At 68.1% G+C, this 22,637-nt stretch carries 28 protein-coding genes and 2 pseudogenes; 21 read left to right on the top strand and 9 right to left on the bottom strand.

Going from position 1 to position 22,637, the window contains the following annotated elements:
- The first annotated feature begins 96 nt into the window (after positions 1–96).
- Both VET27_RS07155 and VET27_RS07150 read left to right on the top strand, forming a co-directional pair.
- Positions 97–1,014 carry a transglutaminase-like domain-containing protein gene (locus VET27_RS07155; RefSeq protein ID WP_526516545.1) on the top strand — a complete coding sequence of 306 codons (918 nt, stop codon included), beginning with the start codon at positions 97–99 and terminating at the stop codon, positions 1,012–1,014.
- On the top strand, positions 1,007–2,071 hold the full coding sequence (locus VET27_RS07150; protein ID WP_526516505.1) for a zinc-binding metallopeptidase family protein: 1,065 nt from the start codon (positions 1,007–1,009) through the stop codon (positions 2,069–2,071). The genes VET27_RS07155 and VET27_RS07150 overlap by 8 nt, the downstream gene beginning before the upstream one ends.
- Here VET27_RS07150 and VET27_RS07145 read toward each other — a convergent pair.
- The 3 genes and pseudogenes from VET27_RS07145 to VET27_RS07135 form a co-directional block, all read right to left on the bottom strand.
- Positions 2,068–2,475 carry a hypothetical protein gene (locus VET27_RS07145; protein ID WP_526516551.1) on the bottom strand — a complete coding sequence of 136 codons (408 nt, stop codon included), beginning with the start codon at positions 2,473–2,475 and terminating at the stop codon, positions 2,068–2,070. The genes VET27_RS07150 and VET27_RS07145 overlap by 4 nt on opposite strands.
- 19 nt (positions 2,476–2,494) lie before the next feature.
- A pseudogene (locus VET27_RS07140) lies at positions 2,495–2,677 on the bottom strand (aldehyde reductase); the annotation flags it as partial.
- On the bottom strand, positions 2,677–2,859 hold the full coding sequence (locus tag VET27_RS07135; protein WP_526516503.1) for a hypothetical protein: 183 nt from the start codon (positions 2,857–2,859) through the stop codon (positions 2,677–2,679). The gene VET27_RS07135 and the pseudogene VET27_RS07140, both read right to left, overlap by 1 nt.
- A gap of 226 nt (positions 2,860–3,085) precedes the next feature.
- Here VET27_RS07135 and VET27_RS07130 point away from each other — a divergent pair, with 226 nt between their 5' ends.
- Positions 3,086–3,403 (top strand): DUF4333 domain-containing protein, encoded by a 318-nt coding sequence (locus tag VET27_RS07130; protein ID WP_526516501.1) that lies wholly within the window; start codon positions 3,086–3,088, stop codon positions 3,401–3,403.
- On the opposite strand, the pseudogene VET27_RS07125 reads toward VET27_RS07130, so the two are convergent.
- From VET27_RS07125 to VET27_RS07115, 3 genes and pseudogenes are all read right to left on the bottom strand, one after another.
- Positions 3,400–4,178: pseudogene (locus VET27_RS07125) on the bottom strand (SDR family NAD(P)-dependent oxidoreductase). The gene VET27_RS07130 and the pseudogene VET27_RS07125 sit on opposite strands and share 4 nt — an antisense overlap.
- Positions 4,175–4,660: a nuclear transport factor 2 family protein gene (locus VET27_RS07120; protein WP_526516499.1), complete on the bottom strand. Its 486-nt coding sequence runs from the start codon at positions 4,658–4,660 to the stop codon at positions 4,175–4,177. The pseudogene VET27_RS07125 and the gene VET27_RS07120 overlap by 4 nt, the downstream one beginning before the upstream one ends.
- Positions 4,661–4,664: 4 nt before the next feature.
- Positions 4,665–5,522 (bottom strand): LLM class F420-dependent oxidoreductase, encoded by an 858-nt coding sequence (locus tag VET27_RS07115; RefSeq protein ID WP_526516497.1) that lies wholly within the window; start codon positions 5,520–5,522, stop codon positions 4,665–4,667.
- Between the two features lie 110 nt (positions 5,523–5,632).
- On the opposite strand from VET27_RS07115, the gene VET27_RS07110 reads away from it, so the two are divergent.
- A complete protein-coding gene (locus VET27_RS07110; protein ID WP_526516495.1) occupies positions 5,633–6,283 on the top strand; it encodes an IclR family transcriptional regulator in 651 nt (216 codons plus the stop codon).
- Here VET27_RS07110 and VET27_RS07105 read toward each other — a convergent pair.
- A complete protein-coding gene (locus VET27_RS07105; RefSeq protein WP_526516493.1) occupies positions 6,280–7,071 on the bottom strand; it encodes an SDR family NAD(P)-dependent oxidoreductase in 792 nt (263 codons plus the stop codon). The two genes, VET27_RS07110 and VET27_RS07105, sit on opposite strands and share 4 nt — an antisense overlap.
- A gap of 96 nt (positions 7,072–7,167) precedes the next feature.
- Here VET27_RS07105 and VET27_RS07100 point away from each other — a divergent pair, with 96 nt between their 5' ends.
- From VET27_RS07100 to VET27_RS07075, 6 genes are all read left to right on the top strand, one after another.
- Entirely contained in the window at positions 7,168–7,776 is a 609-nt protein-coding gene (locus VET27_RS07100; protein WP_526516491.1) for a TetR/AcrR family transcriptional regulator, read from the top strand.
- Between the two features lie 29 nt (positions 7,777–7,805).
- The gene (locus tag VET27_RS07095) at positions 7,806–8,642 is read left to right on the top strand and encodes a DUF3097 family protein (protein WP_526516489.1); all 837 of its coding nucleotides are present in this window, start codon (positions 7,806–7,808) and stop codon (positions 8,640–8,642) included.
- Between the two features lie 106 nt (positions 8,643–8,748).
- Positions 8,749–9,162 carry a TM2 domain-containing protein gene (locus VET27_RS07090; RefSeq protein ID WP_526516487.1) on the top strand — a complete coding sequence of 138 codons (414 nt, stop codon included), beginning with the start codon at positions 8,749–8,751 and terminating at the stop codon, positions 9,160–9,162.
- 49 nt (positions 9,163–9,211) lie between these two features.
- Positions 9,212–10,543: a replication-associated recombination protein A gene (locus tag VET27_RS07085; RefSeq protein WP_526516485.1), complete on the top strand. Its 1,332-nt coding sequence runs from the start codon at positions 9,212–9,214 to the stop codon at positions 10,541–10,543.
- Between the two features lie 91 nt (positions 10,544–10,634).
- A complete protein-coding gene (locus VET27_RS07080) occupies positions 10,635–10,985 on the top strand; it encodes an ArsR/SmtB family transcription factor (RefSeq protein ID WP_526516483.1) in 351 nt (116 codons plus the stop codon).
- A 25-nt stretch (positions 10,986–11,010) separates the two neighbouring features.
- Positions 11,011–11,487 carry an SRPBCC family protein gene (locus VET27_RS07075; RefSeq protein WP_526516481.1) on the top strand — a complete coding sequence of 159 codons (477 nt, stop codon included), beginning with the start codon at positions 11,011–11,013 and terminating at the stop codon, positions 11,485–11,487.
- Positions 11,488–11,540: 53 nt separating this feature from the next.
- Here VET27_RS07075 and VET27_RS07070 read toward each other — a convergent pair whose 3' ends face one another.
- Positions 11,541–11,828 (bottom strand): GlsB/YeaQ/YmgE family stress response membrane protein, encoded by a 288-nt coding sequence (locus VET27_RS07070; RefSeq protein ID WP_526516479.1) that lies wholly within the window; start codon positions 11,826–11,828, stop codon positions 11,541–11,543.
- A gap of 121 nt (positions 11,829–11,949) precedes the next feature.
- On the opposite strand from VET27_RS07070, the gene VET27_RS07065 reads away from it, so the two are divergent.
- The 11 genes from VET27_RS07065 to aroQ all read left to right on the top strand — a co-directional run bounded on the left by VET27_RS07065 (position 11,950) and on the right by aroQ (position 22,073).
- A complete protein-coding gene (locus VET27_RS07065) occupies positions 11,950–12,339 on the top strand; it encodes a secondary thiamine-phosphate synthase enzyme YjbQ (protein WP_526516543.1) in 390 nt (129 codons plus the stop codon).
- A gap of 155 nt (positions 12,340–12,494) precedes the next feature.
- Positions 12,495–15,185 (top strand): alanine--tRNA ligase, encoded by a 2,691-nt coding sequence (gene alaS / locus VET27_RS07060; RefSeq protein WP_526516477.1) that lies wholly within the window; start codon positions 12,495–12,497, stop codon positions 15,183–15,185.
- 5 nt (positions 15,186–15,190) lie between these two features.
- Positions 15,191–15,706, top strand: coding sequence for a Holliday junction resolvase RuvX (ruvX, locus tag VET27_RS07055; protein ID WP_526516475.1), 516 nt, complete (start codon positions 15,191–15,193; stop codon positions 15,704–15,706).
- On the top strand, positions 15,699–16,952 hold the full coding sequence (locus VET27_RS07050; protein WP_526516473.1) for an endolytic transglycosylase MltG: 1,254 nt from the start codon (positions 15,699–15,701) through the stop codon (positions 16,950–16,952). Before ruvX ends, VET27_RS07050 begins: the two co-directional genes overlap by 8 nt.
- Positions 16,949–17,728 carry a shikimate dehydrogenase gene (locus VET27_RS07045; RefSeq protein ID WP_526516471.1) on the top strand — a complete coding sequence of 260 codons (780 nt, stop codon included), beginning with the start codon at positions 16,949–16,951 and terminating at the stop codon, positions 17,726–17,728. Before VET27_RS07050 ends, VET27_RS07045 begins: the two co-directional genes overlap by 4 nt.
- Before the next feature lie 9 nt (positions 17,729–17,737).
- Positions 17,738–18,163 carry a prepilin peptidase gene (locus VET27_RS07040; RefSeq protein WP_526516469.1) on the top strand — a complete coding sequence of 142 codons (426 nt, stop codon included), beginning with the start codon at positions 17,738–17,740 and terminating at the stop codon, positions 18,161–18,163.
- A gap of 32 nt (positions 18,164–18,195) precedes the next feature.
- Positions 18,196–18,690: a GNAT family N-acetyltransferase gene (locus tag VET27_RS07035; protein ID WP_526516467.1), complete on the top strand. Its 495-nt coding sequence runs from the start codon at positions 18,196–18,198 to the stop codon at positions 18,688–18,690.
- 42 nt (positions 18,691–18,732) lie between these two features.
- The gene (gene aroC / locus VET27_RS07030; RefSeq protein WP_526516465.1) at positions 18,733–19,929 is read left to right on the top strand and encodes a chorismate synthase; all 1,197 of its coding nucleotides are present in this window, start codon (positions 18,733–18,735) and stop codon (positions 19,927–19,929) included.
- Positions 19,929–20,573, top strand: a complete 645-nt coding sequence (locus VET27_RS07025; protein ID WP_526516463.1) for a shikimate kinase — start codon at positions 19,929–19,931, stop codon at positions 20,571–20,573. The genes aroC and VET27_RS07025 overlap by 1 nt, the downstream gene beginning before the upstream one ends.
- Positions 20,566–21,648 carry a 3-dehydroquinate synthase gene (gene aroB, locus VET27_RS07020; RefSeq protein ID WP_526516461.1) on the top strand — a complete coding sequence of 361 codons (1,083 nt, stop codon included), beginning with the start codon at positions 20,566–20,568 and terminating at the stop codon, positions 21,646–21,648. Before VET27_RS07025 ends, aroB begins: the two co-directional genes overlap by 8 nt.
- On the top strand, positions 21,645–22,073 hold the full coding sequence (gene aroQ / locus VET27_RS07015; RefSeq protein WP_526516459.1) for a type II 3-dehydroquinate dehydratase: 429 nt from the start codon (positions 21,645–21,647) through the stop codon (positions 22,071–22,073). The genes aroB and aroQ overlap by 4 nt, the downstream gene beginning before the upstream one ends.
- Here aroQ and VET27_RS07010 read toward each other — a convergent pair.
- Positions 22,070–22,627 (bottom strand): B-4DMT family transporter, encoded by a 558-nt coding sequence (locus VET27_RS07010; RefSeq protein WP_526516457.1) that lies wholly within the window; start codon positions 22,625–22,627, stop codon positions 22,070–22,072. The two genes, aroQ and VET27_RS07010, sit on opposite strands and share 4 nt — an antisense overlap.
- Between the last annotated feature and the right edge of the window lie 10 nt (positions 22,628–22,637).

The following is a 22,637-nucleotide window of genomic DNA, read 5'->3' as shown; positions in this document are numbered from 1 at the left end:
GAGCGCAGCGACTCGGGGGATGGGTACGGCGGGCAGGAGCGCAGCGACTCGGGGGATGGGTACGGCGGGCAGGGGCGAAGCGACCGGGGATATGAAATGGGCCCGACCTCCGTCGTCGCCGGCAGGACCTACGAGGTGACGCACCGGACGATGTATCACTACTCCGACGACGTCACCAGCTCCTACGGCCGCGGCTTCCTCACGCCGCGTGACTCCACCCGGCAGCGCTGCCTGTCCCACGAGCTGGTCATCGAACCCGAGGCAGCCGACAGTTCGACGAGTCGGGACGGCTACGGAAACGTCAGCTCGTACTTCCATGTCACCCAACGTCATCGGGCCCTGACCATCACCAGCCACTCGGTCGTCGAGGTAGACCCGCCGCCCGCGGGGCTCTATTCGAGTGGATCGGCCCTCGCGCCGTGGGAGATCGCGCGTCCCGTCGGCACCGATGGTGCCCTGGCGGTCGAGTTCACCCTCGACCTCCAGCAACCCGAGATCACCGAAGCCGTCCGCGGTTACGCCGCACCCAGTTTCCAACCCGGGCGACCCTTGATCGAGGTGCTTCGGGACCTCAATCACAGGATCAATCACGACTTCACCTATCGCTCGGGCTCGACGACGGTGTCCACCCGGGTCGCCGAGGTTTTGGCTGCTGGTGAGGGGGTATGTCAGGATTTCGCGCGGCTCGCGATCGCCTGCCTGCGCTCGAATGGTCTCGCCGCCAGCTACGTCTCAGGCTATCTCGCGACGGACCCGCCTCCTGGAAGGGAACGCATGGTCGGGATCGATGCGACACACGCCTGGGCATCCGTGTGGACACCGCAGAATCAGTGGTTGGGGTTCGACCCGACCAACGATCAAATGGTCGACGAGCGTTATGTCGTAGTCGGTTTCGGCCGCGACTACGCCGACGTCCCACCGCTGCGAGGCATCATCTACACCGACTCGGAGAGCAGCAAGATCGACGTATCCGTCGACGTGGCGCCCTTCGACGGAGGAATCCTTCATGCGTGACTTCATCTGCCCCAACTGCGGCCAGCACCTGTCGTTCGAGAATTCGGTGTGCCTGGCATGCAAGAGCAAACTGGGCTTCTCTCTCGACGACATGGCCTTCCTGGTCATCGCGTCGGGCGCCGAGAGCGAGCATGGCGGCGCCGTCGACGCCAGCGAGTACCAGCTGTGCGCCAATCTGCATGCGGCCGAATGCAATTGGCTGGTGAGAGTGGACCCGGTGCCAGGGATGTGCACGTCGTGCGCGCTGACCCGCCTGCGCCCCAGAGACGCCGACAAACCGGCCATGGCGGCCTTCGCGATCGCCGAGAAGGCCAAGCGGCGGTTGATCGTGGAGCTGGTGGACCTGAAGCTGCCCATCGTCGGACGTGATGAGGACCCGAACTACGGCCTCGCGTTTGATCTGCTGTCCAGTGCGTTCGAGAAGGTGTTCACCGGTCACGAGGACGGCGTCATCACCCTCGACCTCTCCGAGGGCGACGACGTGCACCGCGAGCAGCTGCGCATCGCCATGGACGAGCCGTACCGCACGTTGCTCGGACACTTCCGCCACGAGATCGGGCATTACTACTACTACCGACTCGTCGGCACGGCACCGGAGTACCAGGAGACGGCCCGCGAACTGTTCGGCAAACCCGAGGCCGACTACCAAGCGGCACTGGACCGGCACTATAGCCAGGGTGTGCCGCCCGGCTGGGAGCGCAACTTCGTCTCGTCCTACGCCACCATGCACCCCGCCGAGGACTGGGCGGAGACGTTCGCGCACTATCTGCACATTCGCGACACGCTGGACACCGCCGCCGCCTTCAGCTTCGCGCCTGCCTCGGCGACGTTCGAGCGACGAAACCTGGGGCCCAGCGGATTCGATTCGATCATCGACATGTGGCTGCCGCTGTCGTGGGCGCTCAACATGGTGAACCGGTCCATGGGCCACGACGATCTGTACCCGTTCGTGCTACCGGCGAAGGTGCTCGAGAAGATGCGGTTCATCCACACCGTCATAGACGAGGTGACGTCGGACCCGGCCAAGCTCGCGGCCGCCGCCGGTAGCGCGGGCTAGCCGCGCACGAACCCGCCGTCCAGCAGGCTCTGGGCGGTGGCGACCAGGGTGTCGGCCACTGGACGCGGTTGCCAGCCAAGCACTTCGATGGCCTTGGTGGCGCAGATCAGTTGGGGTTCTCCGAGCAGGCCGGCGCGTTCCCGCAGTGCGGGCACCACGAGGGCGGCCGTTCGCACCAGCCAGTCGGGTGCCGTCCGCCGTGGCACGCGACGTCCCGCGGGACCGAGCCGGGATCGCAGGATTGCTGCAATCTCTGGAGACGTCATGAGTTGACCGGCTGCGGCCACGAACCGCTGACCGACGGCGAGCGGGTTCGTCAGCGCCATGACGTGTAGATCGGCGACGTCGCGGACGTCGACCAACGCGAACGACGCGTGGGGCAGTGCGGGCGGCGTGCCGTTCAACAGCCCCTGACGATCTGCACCGACGTGGCGAGCTCAGCTCGATGTCGTTGGCGGCGGCGAAGGCCCACGCGTCGCGCTCGGCGAGCGCCTTGGACTTCACGTACGGGGAGTTGGGTGTCGACGGGTCGGTCCAGTCGGTCTCGTCGTAGGCCGCGCCGGCAGGCTTCGGGCTGTACCCGACGGCTGCGAACGACGACGTCATCACCACCCGTCGGACACCGGCATCGGTGGCTGCGCGATGTACCCGCAGGGTCCATTCGCGCGCGGGGAGCCATGGGTGGTTGCCGCCTCGTCCTCGAGCAAGCGCGCGCCGAGGTCCATCACTGTCGCGATGATCTCCCGTTCGGCTGCGACGTTACCGTCCTCGCTGGCCTTGGCAGTCACGTAGCGCTCCCGAAATCGCAGCGGGTGGTCGTTGTGCAGCCTGGCCGCGTGCGCCGCGAACAGCCTGCGCTGATCGGCGGCGTCTGGTACGACATCGAGACCAAGCTCGCCTGAATCACGTGGAGCAGCCGTATCTGTCCGTATCAATGTGTGACGGATCAATGTGTGACGGTGGTTTGGGTCCAGGGATTGACCTGCAGGCAAATATCAAGGGAGCATCACGCGCATGATCCAAACTCGCGGGTCCCGCTTTCACGCGGTGCTGTTCGTTGGTATCTCCGTGCTGGGTCTCACTGGCTGCGGCGACGGTAAGTCAACGGTAGATGCGGATAGCGCACAACAGTCCGTCAAGGACGCCGTCGCGAAGAACACAGATGTCACTGTGTCGACCGTTGAATGCCCCTCCGACGTCGAGGCAAAGGTCGATGTGACGTTCGACTGTACGTACACCACATCTAAGGGCGTGGACTTCGTCGCGCACCTTACGATCACGAAGGTCCAAGACAAAGTGGTGCTTTTCGACATCACTTCCGATCGCGCCTAGACCGCGTCGAGGTCGGGGGCCCAGGCCACGCCGTTGATGTGGCCGCCTCCGTCCACGAACAGCGCGTTGCCGGTCAGGTAGCGCGCGCCTTCGGACGCCAGGAACACCGCGACGGGTGCGATGTCGTCGTACGGATCACCCATGCGCCCCATCGGATTGGCAGCGTCGGCCAGTGCTTCCAGTTCCGGGTAATCGCCGATGGCGCGGAGGAAGGCGCGACTCTTGGCAGCCGGGCACATCGCGTTGACGGTCACCCCGGCCGGTGCCCACTCCCTGGCGGCCGTGCGAGTCAACGCGCGCAGCGCCTCCTTGGCGGCGTTGTACTCCAGGGATCCCATGTGGGCGTTGACACCGTTGAGGCTGCACATGTTCACGACGCGGCCCCAGCCGCGTTCCTTCATGTGGCCGAACGCGGCGCGCATGGCCCAGAACGGACCGTAGTAGCCGACCGCGATGCCACTCGCGAGTTGATCGTCGGTCTTCGACTCGACCCGACCGATCGCCCCGCCGCCCCAGGCGTTGTTCACCAACACGTCGATCGACCCGTACTCCGAAACGGCTGCGGCGACTACGGATTCGACCTGAGCGCGGTCGTACACGTCGGTGCGGACGAAGAGGCCCCCGATCTCGGAGGCGACGGCGCGGCCTGCCTCCTCGTCGAGTTCGGCAACGACCACCCGGGCGCCCTCGTCGGCGAAGCGACGTGCGATGCCCTCACCGATGCCCGCGCCCCGCCCGTGATCAAGGCGACCCGGTCGTCCAGTAGCCCGCTCACAGGGCTCGACCAGTGACGCCGGACGAGAGCAGGCGCCGCGCATCGGTTCCGCCGTCGAGCGCGCGGGTGGTGCGGTGCACGATCTGCCAGCGCCCGTTCATGCGGTGCAAGCGGAAGTGGTTGGCACCGGCGCGATACACGTTGAAACCCTTGGTGCTCTTGACGAGCAACGCAGACTCGCACACCGCCACCGCGTCATCCCCGTCGACGGTGACGACGGCGGGGCCCAGGAAGTGACAACAGCCCCGCCCGATCAGTCCCTGATGCGCATCCGACCGGACCATCGCCGCCACGTCGTCTCGGCTGCGCATCGGCCAGCCTTCGACGTCGTAGGTACCTTCGACGGCCCACAGGTCGGCGGTGGCGTCGGCCTCGCCTGCGTCGACTAGGGGACCGTAGGACGCGATCATCCTTTCGATCTGGCGTTCGTCTTCGATGCGACTCAGTCGTTCCGCGAGCTCTGCCAGCTGTTCCTCGATCACGGTGTCAGCCCTCGGTGTCGTCGGCGAGCGCACGTAGCGCCGCGAGTTGGTCGCAGTAGTGGTCGGCGGAGTCCGCCGCGATTGCGCAGGTGACGGCGGTCGCGCCGAGGTCGTCCAGGACCTTCAGCCGTCGTCGGGTGTCGTCGCGGGCGCCGAGTGGGTCGACGGGGCCGCATGCCAGCACCACGTCGAATCCCTCCGGAAGATCAACGGCGGCAAGCATTTTGGCCAGTTCGTCGGGGCCCAGCCCGAACGGCATCCAACCCTGCGCGAGGGTGGCGGCACGCCGCAGCGATCGGCGGGTCCGCCCACCCACCCAGATGGGTACGTGCGACTGGACCGCACACGGGTCCACGATCACGGAGTCGTAGCGGTAGAACTCGCCGTCATAGGCGGGGGTATTGGTGGACAGCGACGCGTGCAGGGCGCGGATGGCGTCGTCGGCCCGCGGCCCCCGATCGTCCCACTCCGCCCCGAGCAGCGCGAATTCCTCGGCCAGCGAACCCACTCCGACGCCGAGGACCAACCGGCCACCGCTCACGCGGTCCAGGGTGCCGTAGCGCTTCGCGATCTCCAGTGGATGGTGGTATCCGAGCACCAGGACCGCCGTCACCAACCGAATGCGCGACGTGCGGGCGGCGAGGAAGCCGAGCGTCGCCAACGGGTCCCAATAGGTGGATCCCCGTTGGGCCGCAGCGTCCCTTGGGACGACGACGTGCTCGGGGCACGTCAGGAAGTCGAATCCGAGATCGTCGGCCACCGCCGCGATGCCGGCGATCTGCTCGATGTCCCCGTCGCGTTCCCAGTCGGACGTCGCTCCCGGTAGTCGCATCACCACGGGGGTCGACAGTCCGATTCGCACGCCCGGGTTGTACCGCGGGCCAGGCCTGCCCGGGGCTTGCGTCCCGATCACCGGGACCGTTAGCGTGTTCGACTGGGTAGAACCAATTCTTGTCAACGGCGGAGCGCGCAATGACGATGGTCGACCGGGTGACCTCGATCATCGACGTGTTCGATGACGCCACCACGGGTCTGAGTCTCGATCAGATCGCTGATCGGGCAGACCTGCCGCGGTCGACGACACACCGCATCCTCGATCACCTGGTCCGGTTGAAATGGCTGTGCCACAACGAAAATGGCTATGGACTGGGCGCCAGGGCCATGTCGTGGGGTGCGGGCGACGCGGCCGATCTGCGGCTGCGCGAGGCCGCCGCACCGGCCCTGCACCGACTCCACGTCCTCACCAACGCCGTGGTGCACCTCGGCGTCCTCGACGGCGATGACGTGCTGCACGTCGACAAGCTGGGTGGGGCGTCTGCGGACCGGGTGCCGACCAGGGTGGGCTCGCGAAGCCGGGCTGAGCGCGTCGCACTGGGCCTGGCAATCCTGGCCGCGCGGCCGCCGGAGGACGTCGGTCTGGATGCGAGCGTCGACCTGCACCGCGTGCGCCGCGCCGGGGGACTGATACGTGCGGGTGACTATGCGCCTGGCCTCACGTCGGTGGCGGCGACCGTCGACGCGCGGGCCGCGGTCGGAATAGTGCTGCCCGACAACGTCTCCGGTCATCGCCACCTACCGCTGGCCCTCGATGCGGCAGCTCGCATCCGTCGCGCGCTCGGCTAGCGCGGGCCGATGAGCTTCTGCATGAAGCGATGCGTGCCCAGCACCACCTTGGCGCGGTCGACCCCGTTCCTTCGGGCGACGTCGGCGTCATTGCCGCCCGCGATGAACACCGGACCGTGCGCCAACTGCTCGAGGCCCTCGCGAGCGACGTCGGCCGGCTCGGCCACCTTCAGGCCGGGGACGTCGAAGTTCAGGCCGACCCGTTCCATCGCGGGTGTCCTGGTGACACCGAGCACCAGTTCGAGGACATGCACGTCGTACTCGCGCAACTCCAACCACAGACTCTCGGCGAAGATGCGTCCGAATGCCTTGACGCCGCCGTACACGGTATGGCGCACCGACCCGAGGTAACCCGCCATCGACCCGACCAGCAACAGACCCCCGCGCCGGCGGTCGCGCATCGGGCGGCCGAAGTGTGAGACCAGCGCCATCATCGCCCCGAGATTGAGGTCGAGAACGCGTTGGAAGGCGTGCAGATCGCCGTCGAGGAACTCCTCGCTGTACGTGTTCGCGCCCGCGTTGAAGATCAGCAGACCCACGTCGAGGTCAGCCGTCGCTTCGGCGATCAGGTCGATGCTGCCTGGTTCGACGAGGTCCGCTGCCAGTGTGCGCACCTCGACGCCGAGCTTGCGGCAGGCGTCCGCCGTCGCCGCCAGCGGACCCGGCTTGCGGGCGATCAGGACGAGGTTGATCCCGGACTCGGCGGCGAGCCGGGCGAATTCGGCGCCCACACCCTCGGATCCGCCCGCGATCAACGCCCACGGACCGTATCTGGCTGCGTCGAGCATCCGGCGATCGTCGCAAACCGACCCGTCAGCCGGCCGCGTCGTCCCGCTGAGCGGTACACGCGCGGCGTGCCCGCACGCCGTGCCGATACTGGCGGGATGGCGCGAATCGGTGAGCGGCGGTCTCCTGCTCTGCCGTCGACCGATGACCAGGAGGCCCGTCGCGCCGCCATCCTCGAGGCGGCCACCCGGCTCGGACGGACCAGGGAGATCGATCGGATCGCCGCCCACGAGATCGCCGCAGACGCCGGGGTGGCCCTTCGCACGCTCTACCGGTACTACCCGTCGAAGTACCACGTCTTCGCGGCCGTGCTCAATGCCCAGGTCGCCGCACTTGCCACACCTGCCGGGCACGTCCGGGCACCCGTCGACCCCGCCGAGGCGATCGGCGACCTGATGGCTGGGGCATGCCGGAACCTCCTGCGGCACCCGCACCTTGCGCACGCGATGATCACCTCCACCCAGGCCGTGCGGGCACGCGCCGGCGCCACCGGAGATCACGCCATGCGCGACCTGATCCTCGCGACCGCGGGGGTGGTGCACCCGACCGAGGACCACCTTCGCGCCGCCCGGCTCGTCGAGCAGGTGACGTTCGGCGTCTTGACCTGGACGGTGGGCGGTGAACTCGACGCACTCCAGGCGGTTGCCGACGTCCAGCTGGCATGCCGGTCACTGATCGGTCACGGATTCGGCGCGGCGACGGACTAACCGCAGCGATCGTTCCTAGGCTCGCCGTCGTGAACGATCGATACGGCTCCGACGTCCTGGCCCGAAATCCTCACGCCCCCAAACGCGTGCGCTCCACCGAGATGGCAGCCGACATCGGTCTGGTCGTCGAGGACTTGCAGACCGGGTATGTCGGCGCCATCGTCCGCGTCGAGTACGGCCGCATGGAGGTCGAGGACTTCGACGGGCACAGACGCCCGTTCCCGGTCGGCCCAGGTTATCTCGTCGACGGCAAGCCGGTGATCCTCACCCCGCCCAAGCCGAAGGCGGTGGCAGGCCCGGCCCGGACGGCGTCGGGCTCGGTTGCCGTCGCAGGCGCGCGAGCGAGGACGGCGCTGGCGAGCCGCATCTACGTCGAGGGTCGGCACGACGCCCAACTCGTCGAGCAGGTCTGGGGCGCCGACCTCCGCGTCGAGGGCGTCGTCGTCGAATACCTAGGCGGCATCGACGATCTCGCCGCCATCGTGCGGGACTTCGAACCGGGCCCCGACCGTCGGCTCGGCGTTCTCGTCGACCACCTCGTCACCAGGTCCAAGGAGGCCCGCATCGCCGACGCGGTTAGGCGTGGTCCCGGCGGAGAGCACACCCTGGTGGTGGGCCACCCCTACGTCGACGTCTGGCAAGCCGTGAAGCCCGCGCGCCTCGGTCTGAAGCAGTGGCCCGTCATTCCGCGCGGCGTGGAGTGGAAGCACGGCATCTGCGACGCGCTCGGGTGGCCGCACTCGAACCAGGCCGACATCGCCGCCGCCTGGCGACGGATCCGGGGCACGGTGCGGGACTGGAACGACCTCGAGCCGGCGCTCATCGGTCGCGTCGAAGAACTGATCGACTTCGTCACGGCTCCCTGACGAACCGCGGGGGATCCGACAGGAATGTCCTGCCGCGCGGTGCGAATTCCGGACGGACGCGTACCGATGGTGGACGCGGACACGGGAATGGGACATCATCCGTGGCATGTCAGTGCCACCGCCGCCCTACGGTTCGGATCCGCCATACCTGCCGCCTCCTGATTCGGATCCGTCGTTGCCGCCCCCGGTCGGTTCGTACGACGCTCCGCCTCCACCGCCTCCCGGGCCCTACGGATCACCGCCGCCGTACGGCGGCTATCCACCGCCGTACCCCGCCGGGCCGTTCGGTGTGGACGCCTACGGTCGGCCGCTGTCGGACAAGAGCAAGCTCGTCGCGGGCCTCCTGCAGCTGTTCCTCGGCACCTTCGGCATCGGACGCTTCTACCTGGGTTACACCGGTCTCGGCGTGGCGATGCTGCTGCTGTCGTGGTTGACCTGTGGAATCTGGCCGCTGATCGACGCGATCCTGATTCTGGTGGGCAGGGTCCCAGATTCGGACGGACGCACGCTCCGCGACTGAGGTGCTCTCTGGGTTCGGCGGCGTCGACACGTCGTGGTAAGCCTGTCCGGTGGCCGATGGTCTGTTCGACGTGGCTCCCGAACCGGGCGAGGGTGAGGGCATCCCCGGTGGCGGGCCGTCATCCCCGCTGGCCGTCCGGATGCGCCCGGCAGGCCTCGACGAGGTGGTCGGTCAGGACCACCTCCTGCGCGACGGGTCTCCACTACGGCGCCTCGTCGACGGTTCCGGGGCGGCGTCGGTCATCCTCTACGGACCACCGGGCACCGGCAAGACGACGCTCGCCTCGCTGATCTCCCAGGCGACGGGACGCCGGTTCGAGGCGCTCTCGGCGCTGTCGGCGGGGGTCAAGGACGTCCGGGCCGTCATCGACGTCGCGCGTCGGGCCGCGGTACACGGCAAGCAGACCGTGCTGTTCATCGACGAGGTGCACCGGTTCTCCAAGACTCAGCAGGATGCCCTGCTCGCCGCCGTCGAGAATCGCGTGGTGCTGCTCGTGGCGGCGACCACCGAGAACCCGTCGTTCTCGGTGGTGGCACCGCTGCTGTCACGCTCGCTGATCCTGCAGCTGCAGCCGCTCGGCGCCGACGCGGTGCGGGTGGTCGTCGAGCGTGCCATCGCCGATCCGCGCGGCCTCGGCGGGTCGGTATCCGTCGACGCCGACGCCGTCGAACTACTGGTGCAGCTCGGCGCCGGGGACGCGCGACGCGCGTTGACCGCGCTGGAGGTCGCCGCCGAGGCGGGCGAGCACGTAACGGTCGAGGTCATCGAACAGTCGCTCGACAAGGCCGCCGTCCGCTACGACCGGGACGGCGATCAGCACTACGACGTCGTCAGTGCCTTCATCAAGTCGGTACGCGGGTCCGACGTCGATGCCGCGCTGCACTACCTCGCGCGGATGCTGACCGCGGGGGAGGACCCCCGCTTCATCGCGCGCCGGCTGACGATCCTGGCGAGCGAGGACATCGGGATGGCCGACCCGACGGCGCTGCAGACCGCCGTGGCCGCCGCGCAGACCGTGCAATTGATCGGCATGCCCGAGGCACAGCTGACGCTCGCCCACGCCACGGTGCACCTGGCGACGGCCCCGAAGTCCAACGCGGTGACGATGGCACTGTCGGCAGCGATGGGGGACATCAAGGCGGGAAAGGCGGGGCTGGTGCCGCCGCACCTGCGGGACGGCCACTATTCGGGAGCGGCGGCACTGGGCAATGCGCAGGGCTACTCGTACCCCCACGATGACCCGGATGGCATTGTGCCGCAACAGTATGCGCCCGACGAGCTGGTTGGCGTCGACTATTACCGGCCGACGACGCACGGCGCCGAGCGTGACATCGCCGGACGGCTCGACAAGTTGCGGGCGATCCTCCGCCGGAAGCGGTAGCTCAGCGCCCATCGCCGCAGCCTTGACATCCGGGCGAGCAGCGGCTTGACTTGTATTCAACCAATTGATTGATCAATGCATAGGTTGATTAGTGGACCACGAGAGTGACGGTGGCGAGGAGCGGCTGGACCGCGCCTTCCTGGCGTTGGCGGATCCGGTGCGCAGGGCCATCGTGGCGAGGTTGTCGCGCGGACCCGCAACCGTGAACGAACTGGCCGAGCCCTTCGCCATCACCAAACAGGCGGTGTCCAGACACATTCAGGTGCTGGAGCAGGCGGGTCTGGTGACCAGGACCCGCGAGGCGCAGCGCAGGCCCGTGCATTTGGACGCCGCGGCACTCGAGCAGCTGACGAGCTGGATCGACCGGTACCGATTGGACGCCGAACGCCACTACCGCCGGCTCGACGTGCTGTTGGCCCAGATGACCGGCCAAGAGAAATGACAGAACAAGAGAAGGGAATCGCACGATGACGAACGCACTCGACCTGGTGGCACCGGTCGACACCCTGGCCATGGACTTCACCCGCGACTTCTACGCTCCCGTCGAGGCACTGTTCCGCGCCCACGCCGACCCCGACCTCGTCAGGCAGTGGCTCGGTCCTGCTAGCAACGAGATGTCCGTCGAGCGTTGGGAATTCCGGACCGGCGGAGGCTACCGGTATCTGCACCTCGGACCCGATGGCGACGAATACTGGTTCAACGGCGTCTTCCACACCGTGCGTGACGACGAGCTCGTGATTCAGACGTTCGAATTCGAGGATGCGCCCGACATGGTCAACATCGAGTTCCTGCGGTTCGAGGATCTCGGCAACGGCCGCAGTCGGCTGCGTGGCAGGTCGATCTGCCCCAATACCGAAGCGCGCGACGCACTCCTGTCATCCGGCATGGAGGGCGGCATGACCGAGGGTTACGAGCGCCTCGACGCTCTGCTCGCGACCGGCTGACCGCGCAGTGACTCGTGCAACGCCTGGGTGGTGCAGCAGGTCCGCCTGGCGGACTAGCGGCGCATCATGCCCGTCCGGCGACGTCCCATGAGCCCGGCGACCAACGCCACGCCGAGTGCGGCGACGATCACCTGGACCAGCAGTTCCATCCAATCGATGCCGCTGGTTGCGGTCGGGATGCTGAGCTGCCGCGCCAGCCACGTGCCGATGAGCGCGGACACGATGCCGACCAGAATCGTGACGAGCAACCCGATCGACTGCTTGCCGGGAAGGACGAGGCGCCCGAGCACGCCGACGACCACGCCGATGAGGATCGCGGTGATGATGCCTGTGGGTGTCATTGCACTTCACTTTCGTTCGAGGTGACGGCCATTGAGCTGGAACAGCAATACCCCGGAGGCAGCGAAATAAACGTCGGCGTGAATAGATCTGGGCCGTACCCTTTCCCATGTGAACACCGAGTTGATCGACGTGGACACCTCCGGCCGCCGCACCGTGGATCTGACCGACGCCGTCCGTACCTTCTGCGCTCATCGCGGCGACGGGTTGTGCAACGTCTTCGTGCCGCACGCGACGGCAGGTGTCGCCATCCTCGAGACCGGCGCCGGATCCGATGACGATCTCATCGACGCCCTGGAGCGACTCCTGCCGCGTGACGATCGCTACCGCCACTCCCACGGCTCACCCGGACACGGGGCCGATCACGTCCTGCCCGGCATCGTGGCGCCGTCGGTGACGATCCCCGTCCAGGCTGGTGAGCCGCTGCTCGGCACCTGGCAGAGCGTCGTGCTGGTCGATCTGAACAGGGACAACCCGCGACGGTCCGTGCGAATGAGCTTCATCGGCGGCTGAACCGCCACCGCCTGCCACGCGGGGCAAGGTCCGGACCGCGCCGTTGCAGCGCGACCGGGGCGGGCCGGTACTGTGATGCGGTCGAGATCGGCACCCGACCGACCAGGAAACCAAGATCGCGAACCCATGCCTCGGATGATTAAGGACAGCAGCACGTGCAGACACACGAGATCAGGAAGCGCTTCCTCGATCACTACGTGAACGCAGGCCACAGCGAGGTACCGAGTGCGTCGGTCATCCTCGACGACCCGAACCTGCTGTTCGTCAACGCAGGCATGGTGCAGTTCGTCCCGTTCTTCCTGGGCCAGCAGCGGCCGCCGTGGGACCGCGCGGTGAGCGTCCAGAAGTGCATCCGCACCCCCGACATCGACGAGGTGGGCATTACCACTCGCCACAACACCTTTTTCCAGATGGCGGGCAACTTCTCCTTCGGTGACTACTTCAAGAAGGGCGCCATCGAGTTCGCCTGGACGCTGTTGACCAACCCGCAGGACCAGGGTGGTTACGGCTTCGACCCCGAAACGATCTGGGCGACGGTCTATCTCGACGACGACGAGGCGATCGCGCTGTGGCAGGAGGTGGCCGGGCTGCCGCTCGAACGCATCCAGCGCCGCGGCATGGCCGACAACTACTGGTCGATGGGCATTCCCGGCCCGTGCGGGCCGTCGTCGGAGATCTACGTCGACCGAGGCCCCGAGTACGGCGTCGACGGCGGCCCCGAAGCCAACGAAGACCGCTACATCGAGATCTGGAACCTCGTGTTCATGCAGAACGAGCGGGGTGAGGGCACCGGCAAGTCCGACTTCGAGATCCTCGGACCGTTGCCACGCAAGAACATCGACACCGGCATGGGTGTCGAGCGGGTCGCCTGCCTGCTGCAGGGCGTGGACAACGTCTACGAGACGGACCTCGTCCGCCCAGTGATCGATCTGGTCTCCGGCATCGCGCCACGCGGTTACGGCGCGGGCAACCACGACGACGACGTCCGCTACCGCATCATCGCCGACCACAGTCGTACCGCGGCGATCATCATCGGCGACGGGGTGACGCCCGGCAACGACGGTCGCGGTTACGTGCTGCGCCGCCTGCTGCGTCGCGTCATCCGGTCGGCCAAGCTCCTCGGCATCGACACGCCCATCGTGGGTGAGCTGATGGCATGCGTCCGCGACGCCATGGGCCCCTCGTATCGCGAGCTCGTCACCGACTTCGATCGGATCAACCGCATCGCCGTCGCCGAGGAAACCGCGTTCAACCGCACGCTCGCCTCCGGCTCACGACTGTTCGAGGATGCGGCCAACTCCACCAAGGCATACGGCGTCTCGGTGCTGTCCGGCACGGACGCGTTCACATTGCACGACACGTACGGCTTCCCGATCGAACTCACCTTGGAGATGGCGGCCGAGACCGGTCTGACCGTCGACGAGGAGGGCTTCCGAGGCCTGATGGCCGAGCAGCGTCAGCGCGCCAAGGCCGACGCCGCGGCACGCAAGCATGCACACGCGGATCTCTCGGCTTACCGGGAGTTGGTCGACGCCGGACCCACCGAGTTCACCGGTTTCGACGAATTATCCTCCGAGGCAACGATTCTCGGTATCTTCGTCGACGGCAAGCGGGTACCCGTCGTCGCGCACGACGGGGCAGCCGCGGAGCGCATCGAGTTGGTGCTCGACCGCACGCCGCTGTACGCCGAATCCGGCGGCCAGATCGCCGATGTCGGCGCGATCACCGGCACCGGGTCCAGCGGTGCCGCCAAGGCGGCCGTCACGGACGTGCAGAAGATCGCGAAGACGCTGTTCGTGCATCGCGTCAACGTCGAGTCCGGTGAGTTCGTCGAGGGCGACACCATCGTCGCGGCGGTCGATCCGAAGTGGCGTCACGGCGCCACCCAGGGCCATTCCGGCACGCACATGGTGCACGCTGCGTTGCGACAGGTACTGGGTCCCAACGCGGTTCAGGCTGGCTCGCTGAATCGACCCGGTTACCTCCGGTTCGACTTCAACTGGCAGGGCGCTCTCACCGACGAGCAGCGAGAGCAGATCGAAGTGGTCACCAACGAGGCCGTCGAGGCCGACTACGCGGTGAACACCTTCAACACCAAACTCGAGAAGGCGAAGGCCATGGGCGCCATGGCGCTCTTCGGCGAGGCGTATCCCGAGGACGTCCGCCTGGTGGAGATCGGCGGACCGTTCTCGCTGGAACTGTGCGGCGGCACCCACGTGCACAACTCGGCCCAGATCGGACCGGTGACGATCCTCGGCGAGTCCTCCGTCGGCTCGGGCGTGCGCCGCGTCGAGGCATACGTCGGACTCGACTCGTTCAAGTACCTGGCCAAGGAACGCGCACTGATGGCCGGCTTGGCCTCGTCGCTGAAGGTGCCCTCGGACGAGGTGCCCGCGAGGGTTGCCAACCTCGTCGAACGGCTGAAGGCCGCCGAGAAGGATCTCGACCGGTCCAGGTTGACCAACGCGCGGGCAGCCGCAGCGAACGCCGCCGCGGGCGCAGAGGTCGTGGGTAAGGTGCGTGTCGTGGCACAGCGCATGGCCGGCGGCATCTCGACCGCCGATCTGCGCAGCCTGGTCGGCGACGTCAAGGGAAAGCTCGGTTCGGAGCCCGGCGTCGTGGCCCTGATCGCCGAGGGCGACGGCGACACCGTGCCCTACGTGGTGGCGGTCAACCCGGCCGCGCAGGATCTCGGCCTGAGTGCCAACGATCTCGTCAAGGTGCTGGGCGCAGCCGTGAACGGGCGTGGCGGAGGCAAGGCCGATCTCGCGCAGGGCTCGGGCAGTGGAGCGTCGAGCATCGACGCGGCGCTGTCGGCGTTGCTCGCAGAGATTGCCCGGAGTTGAATCGGTTGGCCGAGACCGAAGACCGTCAGCCGGACCGGCCGGGCGGTGACGACCCCGGACGCGGTCGTCGGCTCGGGGTCGACGTCGGCACCGTGCGCATCGGTGTCGCCACGAGCGATCCCGACGGCATCCTGGCCACCCCGGTCGAGACGGTGGCCCGGGATCGCAGAGACGTCAAGGGCAAGCACATTCGTCGCCTTGCCCAGCTCGCCGACGAATTCGCCGTGGTCGAGGTCGTGGTTGGTCTGCCACGTACCCTCGCCGACCGGACTGGACCCTCGGCGCTCGACGCGATCGCGGTCGCCGATGCCCTAGCCACCAAAATCACCCCGGTCCCCGTGCGAATGGCCGACGAGCGGCTCACGACGGTGACCGCCCAGCGGTCGCTGCGGGAGGCGGGCGTCCGTGCGAGGGGACAGAAGTCGATGATCGACCAGGCGGCTGCCGTCGGCATCCTGCAGACCTGGCTGGACCAACGGCGAGTCGCCCTGGCGGATGACGACGGGGCGGCCGATGCCTGACGATTGGGGTCGCGAGCGCACGGAGCCGGAGGCCGTCGGGCGACCGCGCAGGACGATGAGCCGCACGGAACGGGCCCGCGCCAACCGCAACCGCCGTAGACGCCGCAACATCACGGTCTTCTCGGTGGTTGCGCTCGTCGTCGTCATCGTCGGCGCCGTCTTCTTGGGATCCCGGATGTGGCATGGGATGTTCGGCAACCCGAGCGACTACCAGGGCGACGGGGTCAACGACGTCGTCGTGCAGGTCCGCACCGGCGACTCCACGACCGCGATCGGCAAGACCCTGCAGGACGGCGGCGTCGTGGCCACGTCGCAGGCCTTCGTCGACGCCGCGGCGGGCAATGCGGCGATCTCCGCGATCCAGCCGGGGTTCTACAAGGTGCGCACCGAGATTCCCGCGGCAAACGCCGTCTCCCGCCTCGCGGACCCGCAGAACCGGGTGGGCCGGCTGGTGATCCCCGAGGGCCGCCAACTCGACGACATCACCGACGTCAAGTCCGGTGCGGTGACGAAGGGGATCTTCTCGCTGGTCGCCGACGCGACGTGCGTCACCCTCGACGACCAGCAGAAGTGCGGCCTCACTGCTGACGACCTGACGAACGCCGCCGGCGCGGCTGATCTGGCGGCCCTCGCGGTCCCCGCCTGGGCGGTCGACCCCGTCACGGCGCTGGGCGCCGACCATCGGCGCCTCGAGGGTCTCATCGCGCCGGGCACCTGGAACGTCGACCCGTCGGCACCCGCCCAGGACATCCTGGCGACCTTGATCGCCGCCAGCACCACGCAGTACGAGCAGAACGGGTTACTCGAGGCCGGGAACGCCGAGAACCTGTCGCCGTATCAGATCCTCGTAGTGGCGTCGCTCGTGCAGCGCGAGTCCAAGCCGCAGGACTTCGCGAAGGTGGCCAGGGTCATCTTCAACCGGCTGATCGCCCCCGATCATCGGCGGTTGGAGTTCGACTCGACGGTCAACTACTCGCTCGACCGCCAGGAGGTCGCCACCACCGACGCCGACCGCGGCCGGAACACGCCCTGGAACACCTATGTGCGCGAAGGACTTCCGGCGACGCCGATCTGCTCGCCGGGGCAGCCGGCACTCGCCGCTGCCGAGAGTCCCCAACCGGGCGACTGGCTGTACTTCGTCACCATCGACATGCAGGGCACCACGCTCTTCACCCGTGACTACAAGCAGCACCTGGCCAACATCGAGCTCGCCCGACTAAACGGTGTGCTCGATAGCGCGCGATGAGCCGAAAGGCGGCGGTCCTGGGCTCGCCGATCGCCCACTCGCGGTCACCGCAACTGCACCTGGCGGCCTACCGCGCCCTCGGACTGGACTGGTCCTACGAGCGCATCGAGTGCACGGCCGACGAATTGCCTTTGCTGGTGGGCGGATTGGGTCCCGAGTGGGTCGGCCTCTCGGTCACGATGCCCGGCAAGTTCGCCGCGCTGCGGTTCGCCGACGAGCGAACCTCCCGCGCTGAACTGCTCGGCTCAGCGAACACGCTCGTCAGGACGCCGACGGGCTGGCGCGCGGACAACACCGACGTCGACGGGGTGACGGGCGCGCTCGGTTCGGTGTCAGGCAGCGCCGCGGTGTTGGGCTCCGGCGGGACCGCCCCTGCCGCCGTCGCCGGACTCGCCGAGCTTGGCGTGCAGGACATTTCGATCGTCGCGCGCAACCGCGAGAAGGCCGCGCCACTGCTCGAACTCGGGGCGCGGCTGGGCGTTCACACCCACTGGGTGGAGTTGGGCACACCGCTCGTCGGCCTCGGCGTCGTGGTCAACACGGTCCCGGCCGACGTGGCCGCCCGGTACGCCGACACCCTCACGATGGCGACGGTGCTGCTCGACGCGATCTACGACCCGTGGCCGACGCCGCTCGCCGAGGCGTTCGTCGCTGCGGGTGGCCGCGCAGTCAGTGGATTGCAGATGCTGCTTCATCAGGCGTTCGCGCAGGTCGAGCAGTTCACCGGCCGGCCCGCGCCGAAAGAGGCGATGATCGCCGCACTGGGGTCGACCTAGGCTTCTCCCGTGGGGGGAGCGATCGCCGGTGGGTGTGCTCTGACATGGCTGACGGCGCTGACCGTCTACGACGTCAGGGAGCGGCGGTTGCCGAATGCGTTGACGCTGCCCGGCGCGGTGGTCGTGCTGGTCGTCGCAGGGCTCGCCGGGCGTGGGCCCGCCGCGCTGCTCGGGGCGATCACCCTCACCGCGCTCTACCTCGTCGTCCATCTGATCTCCGCCGCGGCGATGGGCGCCGGTGACGTCAAGCTGGCGCTCGGTGTGGGCGCGCTGACGGGCGCTTACGGGGTTGACGCGTGGGTGCTCGCGGCGATCGCGGCGCCGCTGCTGACGGCGCTGTGGGGGATCGTCGGCCTACGGTCGCGGGGCACGGTGCCGCATGGCCCGTCGATGTGCGTGTCGGCGATCGCTGCGGTCGCCCTGGTGCTCGCGTAGCCCTACCGTGACACCGGGAGGAAACACGGACCATGCCGACACGCACCGCGACGCCGGACGACCTGGACGCCATCGCCGAGATCTACGCCCACTACGTCCGGGCCAGCGTCGCGACCTTCGAGATGGACCCGCCGGATCGAGCCGAGTGGCGTCGGCGCTTCGACGCGATCACCGAAGGCGGACTGCCCTTCCTCGCCACCGAACGCGATGGAGTAGTCGCCGGGTACGCCTACTGCGCGCCCTGGAAGACGAGGCCCGCGTATGCGGCCACGGTCGAGGATTCGGTGTACGTCGCACCGTCGGCGCTCGGGCAGGGCTGCGGCTCCGAGTTGATGCGCGCGCTTCTCGACGCATGCGGCTCGGCAGGCATCCGCGAGGTGATCGCGGTGATCGCCGATTCGGGTGATCCGGCCTCGGTCCAGTTGCATCACCGCTTCGGCTTCACCGACGCAGGCCGCCTCGTGCGCGTGGGCTACAAGCACGACCGCTTCATCGATACGTTGCTGCTGCAGCGCAGCCTGGCTTGACGGATTACGTCAGGTCGAGGGCGTCGTGGGAAGATGGGACGCGTGTTGCGATGGACCACAGCTGGTGAATCCCACGGCCGCGCCTTGGTGGCCATGGTCGAGGGCATGGTCGCCGGACTCGAGATCACGTCGGGGGACATCGCCGGGCAGTTGAAGCGGCGCAGACTCGGCTACGGACGAGGCGCCCGGATGAAGTTCGAAGCCGACGCCGTCACCGTGCTGGCCGGCGTACGTCACGGCTTGACGCTGGGCGGTCCGATTGCCATCGAGATCGGCAATACCGAGTGGCCCAAGTGGGAGACCGTGATGGCCGCCGACCCGGTCGAGCAGGCCGAGCTGGACGGCGCGCGCAACGCTCCGCTCACCCGGCCACGGCCTGGTCACGCCGACTACGCGGGCATGCTCAAGTACGGCTTCGACGACGCCCGCCCGGTTCTCGAGCGCGCGAGCGCCCGCGAGACCGCCGCCCGTGTTGCCGCAGGCACCGTCGCCAGGGAGTTCCTGCGCCAGGCACTCGGGGTCGAGGTCCTTTCGCACGTCATCTCCATTGGTGCTTCGGCGCCGTACGACGGCCCGCCGCCGCGCCCGGAGGACCTGGACCGGATCGACGACAGTCCGGTCCGTGCCTTCGACGAAGCGGCTGAGCAGTCCATGATCGCCGAGATCGAGGCGGCCAAGAAGGACGGTGACACGCTCGGCGGCATCGTCGAGGTCGTCGTCGACGGACTACCCATCGGGCTGGGGTCCTTCACCAGCGGTGACAATCGGCTCGACAGCCAGCTTGCGGCCGCGGTCATGGGCATCCAGGCCATCAAGGGCGTCGAGATCGGTGACGGGTTCGAAACCGCGCGTCGCCGCGGCAGCGTCGCGCACGACGAGATCTATCCCGGCCCCGGTGGGGTGATGCGCTCGACCAACCGCGCAGGCGGGCTCGAGGGTGGCATGACGAACGGTCAGGCGCTGCGAGTCCGCGCCGCGATGAAGCCGATCTCGACGGTCCCCAGGGCGCTGGCCACCGTGGACATGATTACCGGCGACGAGGCCGTCGCGATTCACCAGCGTTCCGACGTCTGCGCGGTGCCCGCCGCCGGCGTCGTCGTCGAGACGATGGTGGCGCTGGTGCTCGCCCGCGCCGCGCTGGAGAAGTTCGGCGGTGACTCGCTGGCCGAGACGAAGGCCAACGTCGAGGGCTACCTCGCCTCGATCGCCGCGCGAGATCCCGCCCGGGCGTCGGGCTGATGGCCCCCAAGGCCGTGCTCGTGGGCATGCCCGGATCGGGCAAGTCCACCATCGGGCGCCGCCTGGCCAAGGCGCTCGACGTCCCGCTGCTGGACACCGACGCGAAGATCGTCGAGACCACCGGCCGCTCCATCGCCGACATCTTCGTCGAGGGTGAGGCGGAGTTCCGGCGGATCGAGGCCGACGTGGTGCGAGCGGCCCTCGCCGAACACGACGGGATCGTCTCGCTCGGCGGGGGCGCGATCACCACGCCGGAAGTGCGCGAAGCTCTGGCGGGTCACACCGTCGTCTATCTGGAAATCACTGCAGCCGAGGGCATTCGGCGTACCTCCGGTGGCGTCACCCGGCCGCTGCTCGCCGGTGCCGATCCCGGTGAGCGGTTCCGCGAACTGATGACGCAGCGCGTCCCCCTGTACCGGGAGGTGGCGACGGTGCGGATCAACACCAATCGCCGCAACCCCGGGGCGGTGGTGCGCCACATCGTGCAGCGGCTCGAGACCGCGCCCGTCGACCGCCAGCAGGCGCGCCGCCGCCGTCGGCCGACGTGGCGTCGGCTTCCCACCGTTCTCAACCCGGCACCCACCACCGAGGCGCCGCCGAGCCCGGCGGCGCTGGCCCGTCGAGCGGAAGCGCGCAATGACTGAACCCGTGACCGTCGACGTGCTCGTGGACCGGCCCTACCCGGTGATCATCGGGACCGGGTTGCTCGACGATCTGGCGCGCGTTCTCGATGGACGTCACAAAGTGGCGATCCTGCATCAGCCGGTGCTCAACGAGACTGCTGAGTCGATCCGCAAGCACTTGGCCGACAAGGGAATCGACGCCCACCGCATCGAGATCCCGGATGCCGAGGCGGGTAAGGAGCTGCCGGTCGTCGGCTTCATCTGGGATGTGTTGGGCCGCATCGGCATCGGCCGCCAAGACGCCATCGTCAGCCTGGGCGGGGGAGCGGCCACCGACGTCAGCGGGTTCGTCGCCGCCACCTGGCTGCGCGGCGTCGACGTCGTGCACGTACCCACCACGCTTCTCGGCATGGTCGACGCCGCGGTCGGCGGAAAGACCGGCATCAACACCGATGCGGGCAAGAACCTCGTCGGAGCCTTCCACCAACCGCTCGCGGTACTCGTCGACCTCGCCACGCTGGAGACGTTGCCGCGCAACGAGATCGTCGCAGGCATGGCGGAGATCGTGAAGGCCGGATTCATCGCCGACCCGGTGATCCTCGACATGATCGAGGCCGACCCCGAGGCGGCCCTCGACCCCGCCGGTTCCGTGCTGCCCGAACTCATCCGGCGGGCCGTCACGGTCAAGGCCGAGGTCGTCGCCGCGGACGAGAAGGAATCGCAACTGCGCGAGATCCTGAACTACGGACACACCCTCGCGCACGCGATCGAGCGTCGGGAACGCTACCGGTGGCGCCATGGCGCCGCGGTGTCGGTGGGACTGATGTTCGCCGCGGAGCTGGGTCGGCTGGCGGGTCGTCTCGACGACGCGACGGCTGACCGTCATCGCTCCGTCCTGACGGCTCTCGGACTTCCGACGACCTATGACGCCGATGCGCTGCCGCAGTTGCTCGAGTACATGGCGGGTGACAAGAAGACCCGCTCGGGCGTCCTGCGATTCGTGGTTCTCGAGGGCCTTGCCAAGCCGGGCAGGCTGGAGGGCCCGGATCCCGCGCTGCTGGTTGCCGCCTACTCGGAGATCGGAGTCCGCCAGTGACCATCAACGTGTTCAACGGCCCCAACCTCGGCAGACTTGGCAAGCGCCAACCCGAGGTCTACGGCAACACCACCCACGACGACCTGGTCGCGATCATCGAACGCGAAGCCGCCGAGCTCGGCTTGACGGTCGTCGTGCGGCAGACCGACAGCGAGGCCGAGCTGTTGGGCTGGGTTCACGCCGCCGCCGACGCGAAGGAGCCCGTCGTGCTCAACGCCGGCGCGCTGACACACACGTCGGTGGCCCTTCGGGACGCGTGTGCGGAACTGACCGCGCCGCTGATCGAGGTGCACGTCTCGAACGTGCATGCGCGCGAGGAGTTTCGGCATCACTCATATCTGAGTGGGATCGCCACGGGGGTGATCGTCGGTCTCGGCGTGCAGGGCTACCTGTTGGCGCTGCGGTACCTGGCGAGCCTGAGTTAGGGGCGTTCCTCGACCTTGGTCGGCGCGGTCTCGCCCGCCGGAACGGTCGCGCCCTCGTCGACCCGGTCGTCGTGGACGGCCGCGAAGACATCGGTGTCGGCTCGGTCACCGTCGATACGACGCTGGATCGGGGGAGCGCTGCGGTCCACCAGTGCGCGGCCCAGAGCCACGCCGGCGATGGCGAAGGCGAACATCAGCAGCGCGGTGAACGCGGCGAACGTCGTGACCTCGTTGAGCAGACCCTGCGCGTACAGGTTCTCGTAGAACAGCGAGATGAACCAAGCGACGAAGCCGGAGACGATGCCTGCGAACAGACCTGCCAGGAGCCACGTCATGGCGAGATCGCCGCGACGGTCGGGGTCGGGGTTCGCCCGCGCGTCGGCGCGGCCGTCCATCAAACCCCAGAGGAACGCTGCGATCGCGAACACTGCGACCAGGAGAATGCTGATGTACAGCGCCTGACTTTCCATCAAGTTGATCAGGGCGCCCTGAAGCAACCGGACGATGACCATCAGCGCAGCGAACACCAGTCCGCGCAGCAACCACTTACTCATGAGGGCACAG

It is taken from the genome of Mycobacterium sp., from assembly GCF_035633495.1.
GTDB lineage: Bacteria > Actinomycetota > Actinomycetes > Mycobacteriales > Mycobacteriaceae > Mycobacterium.
Note: the sequence above shows the minus strand (reverse complement) of the source record. Positions and strands in the feature narration are given on the sequence as shown.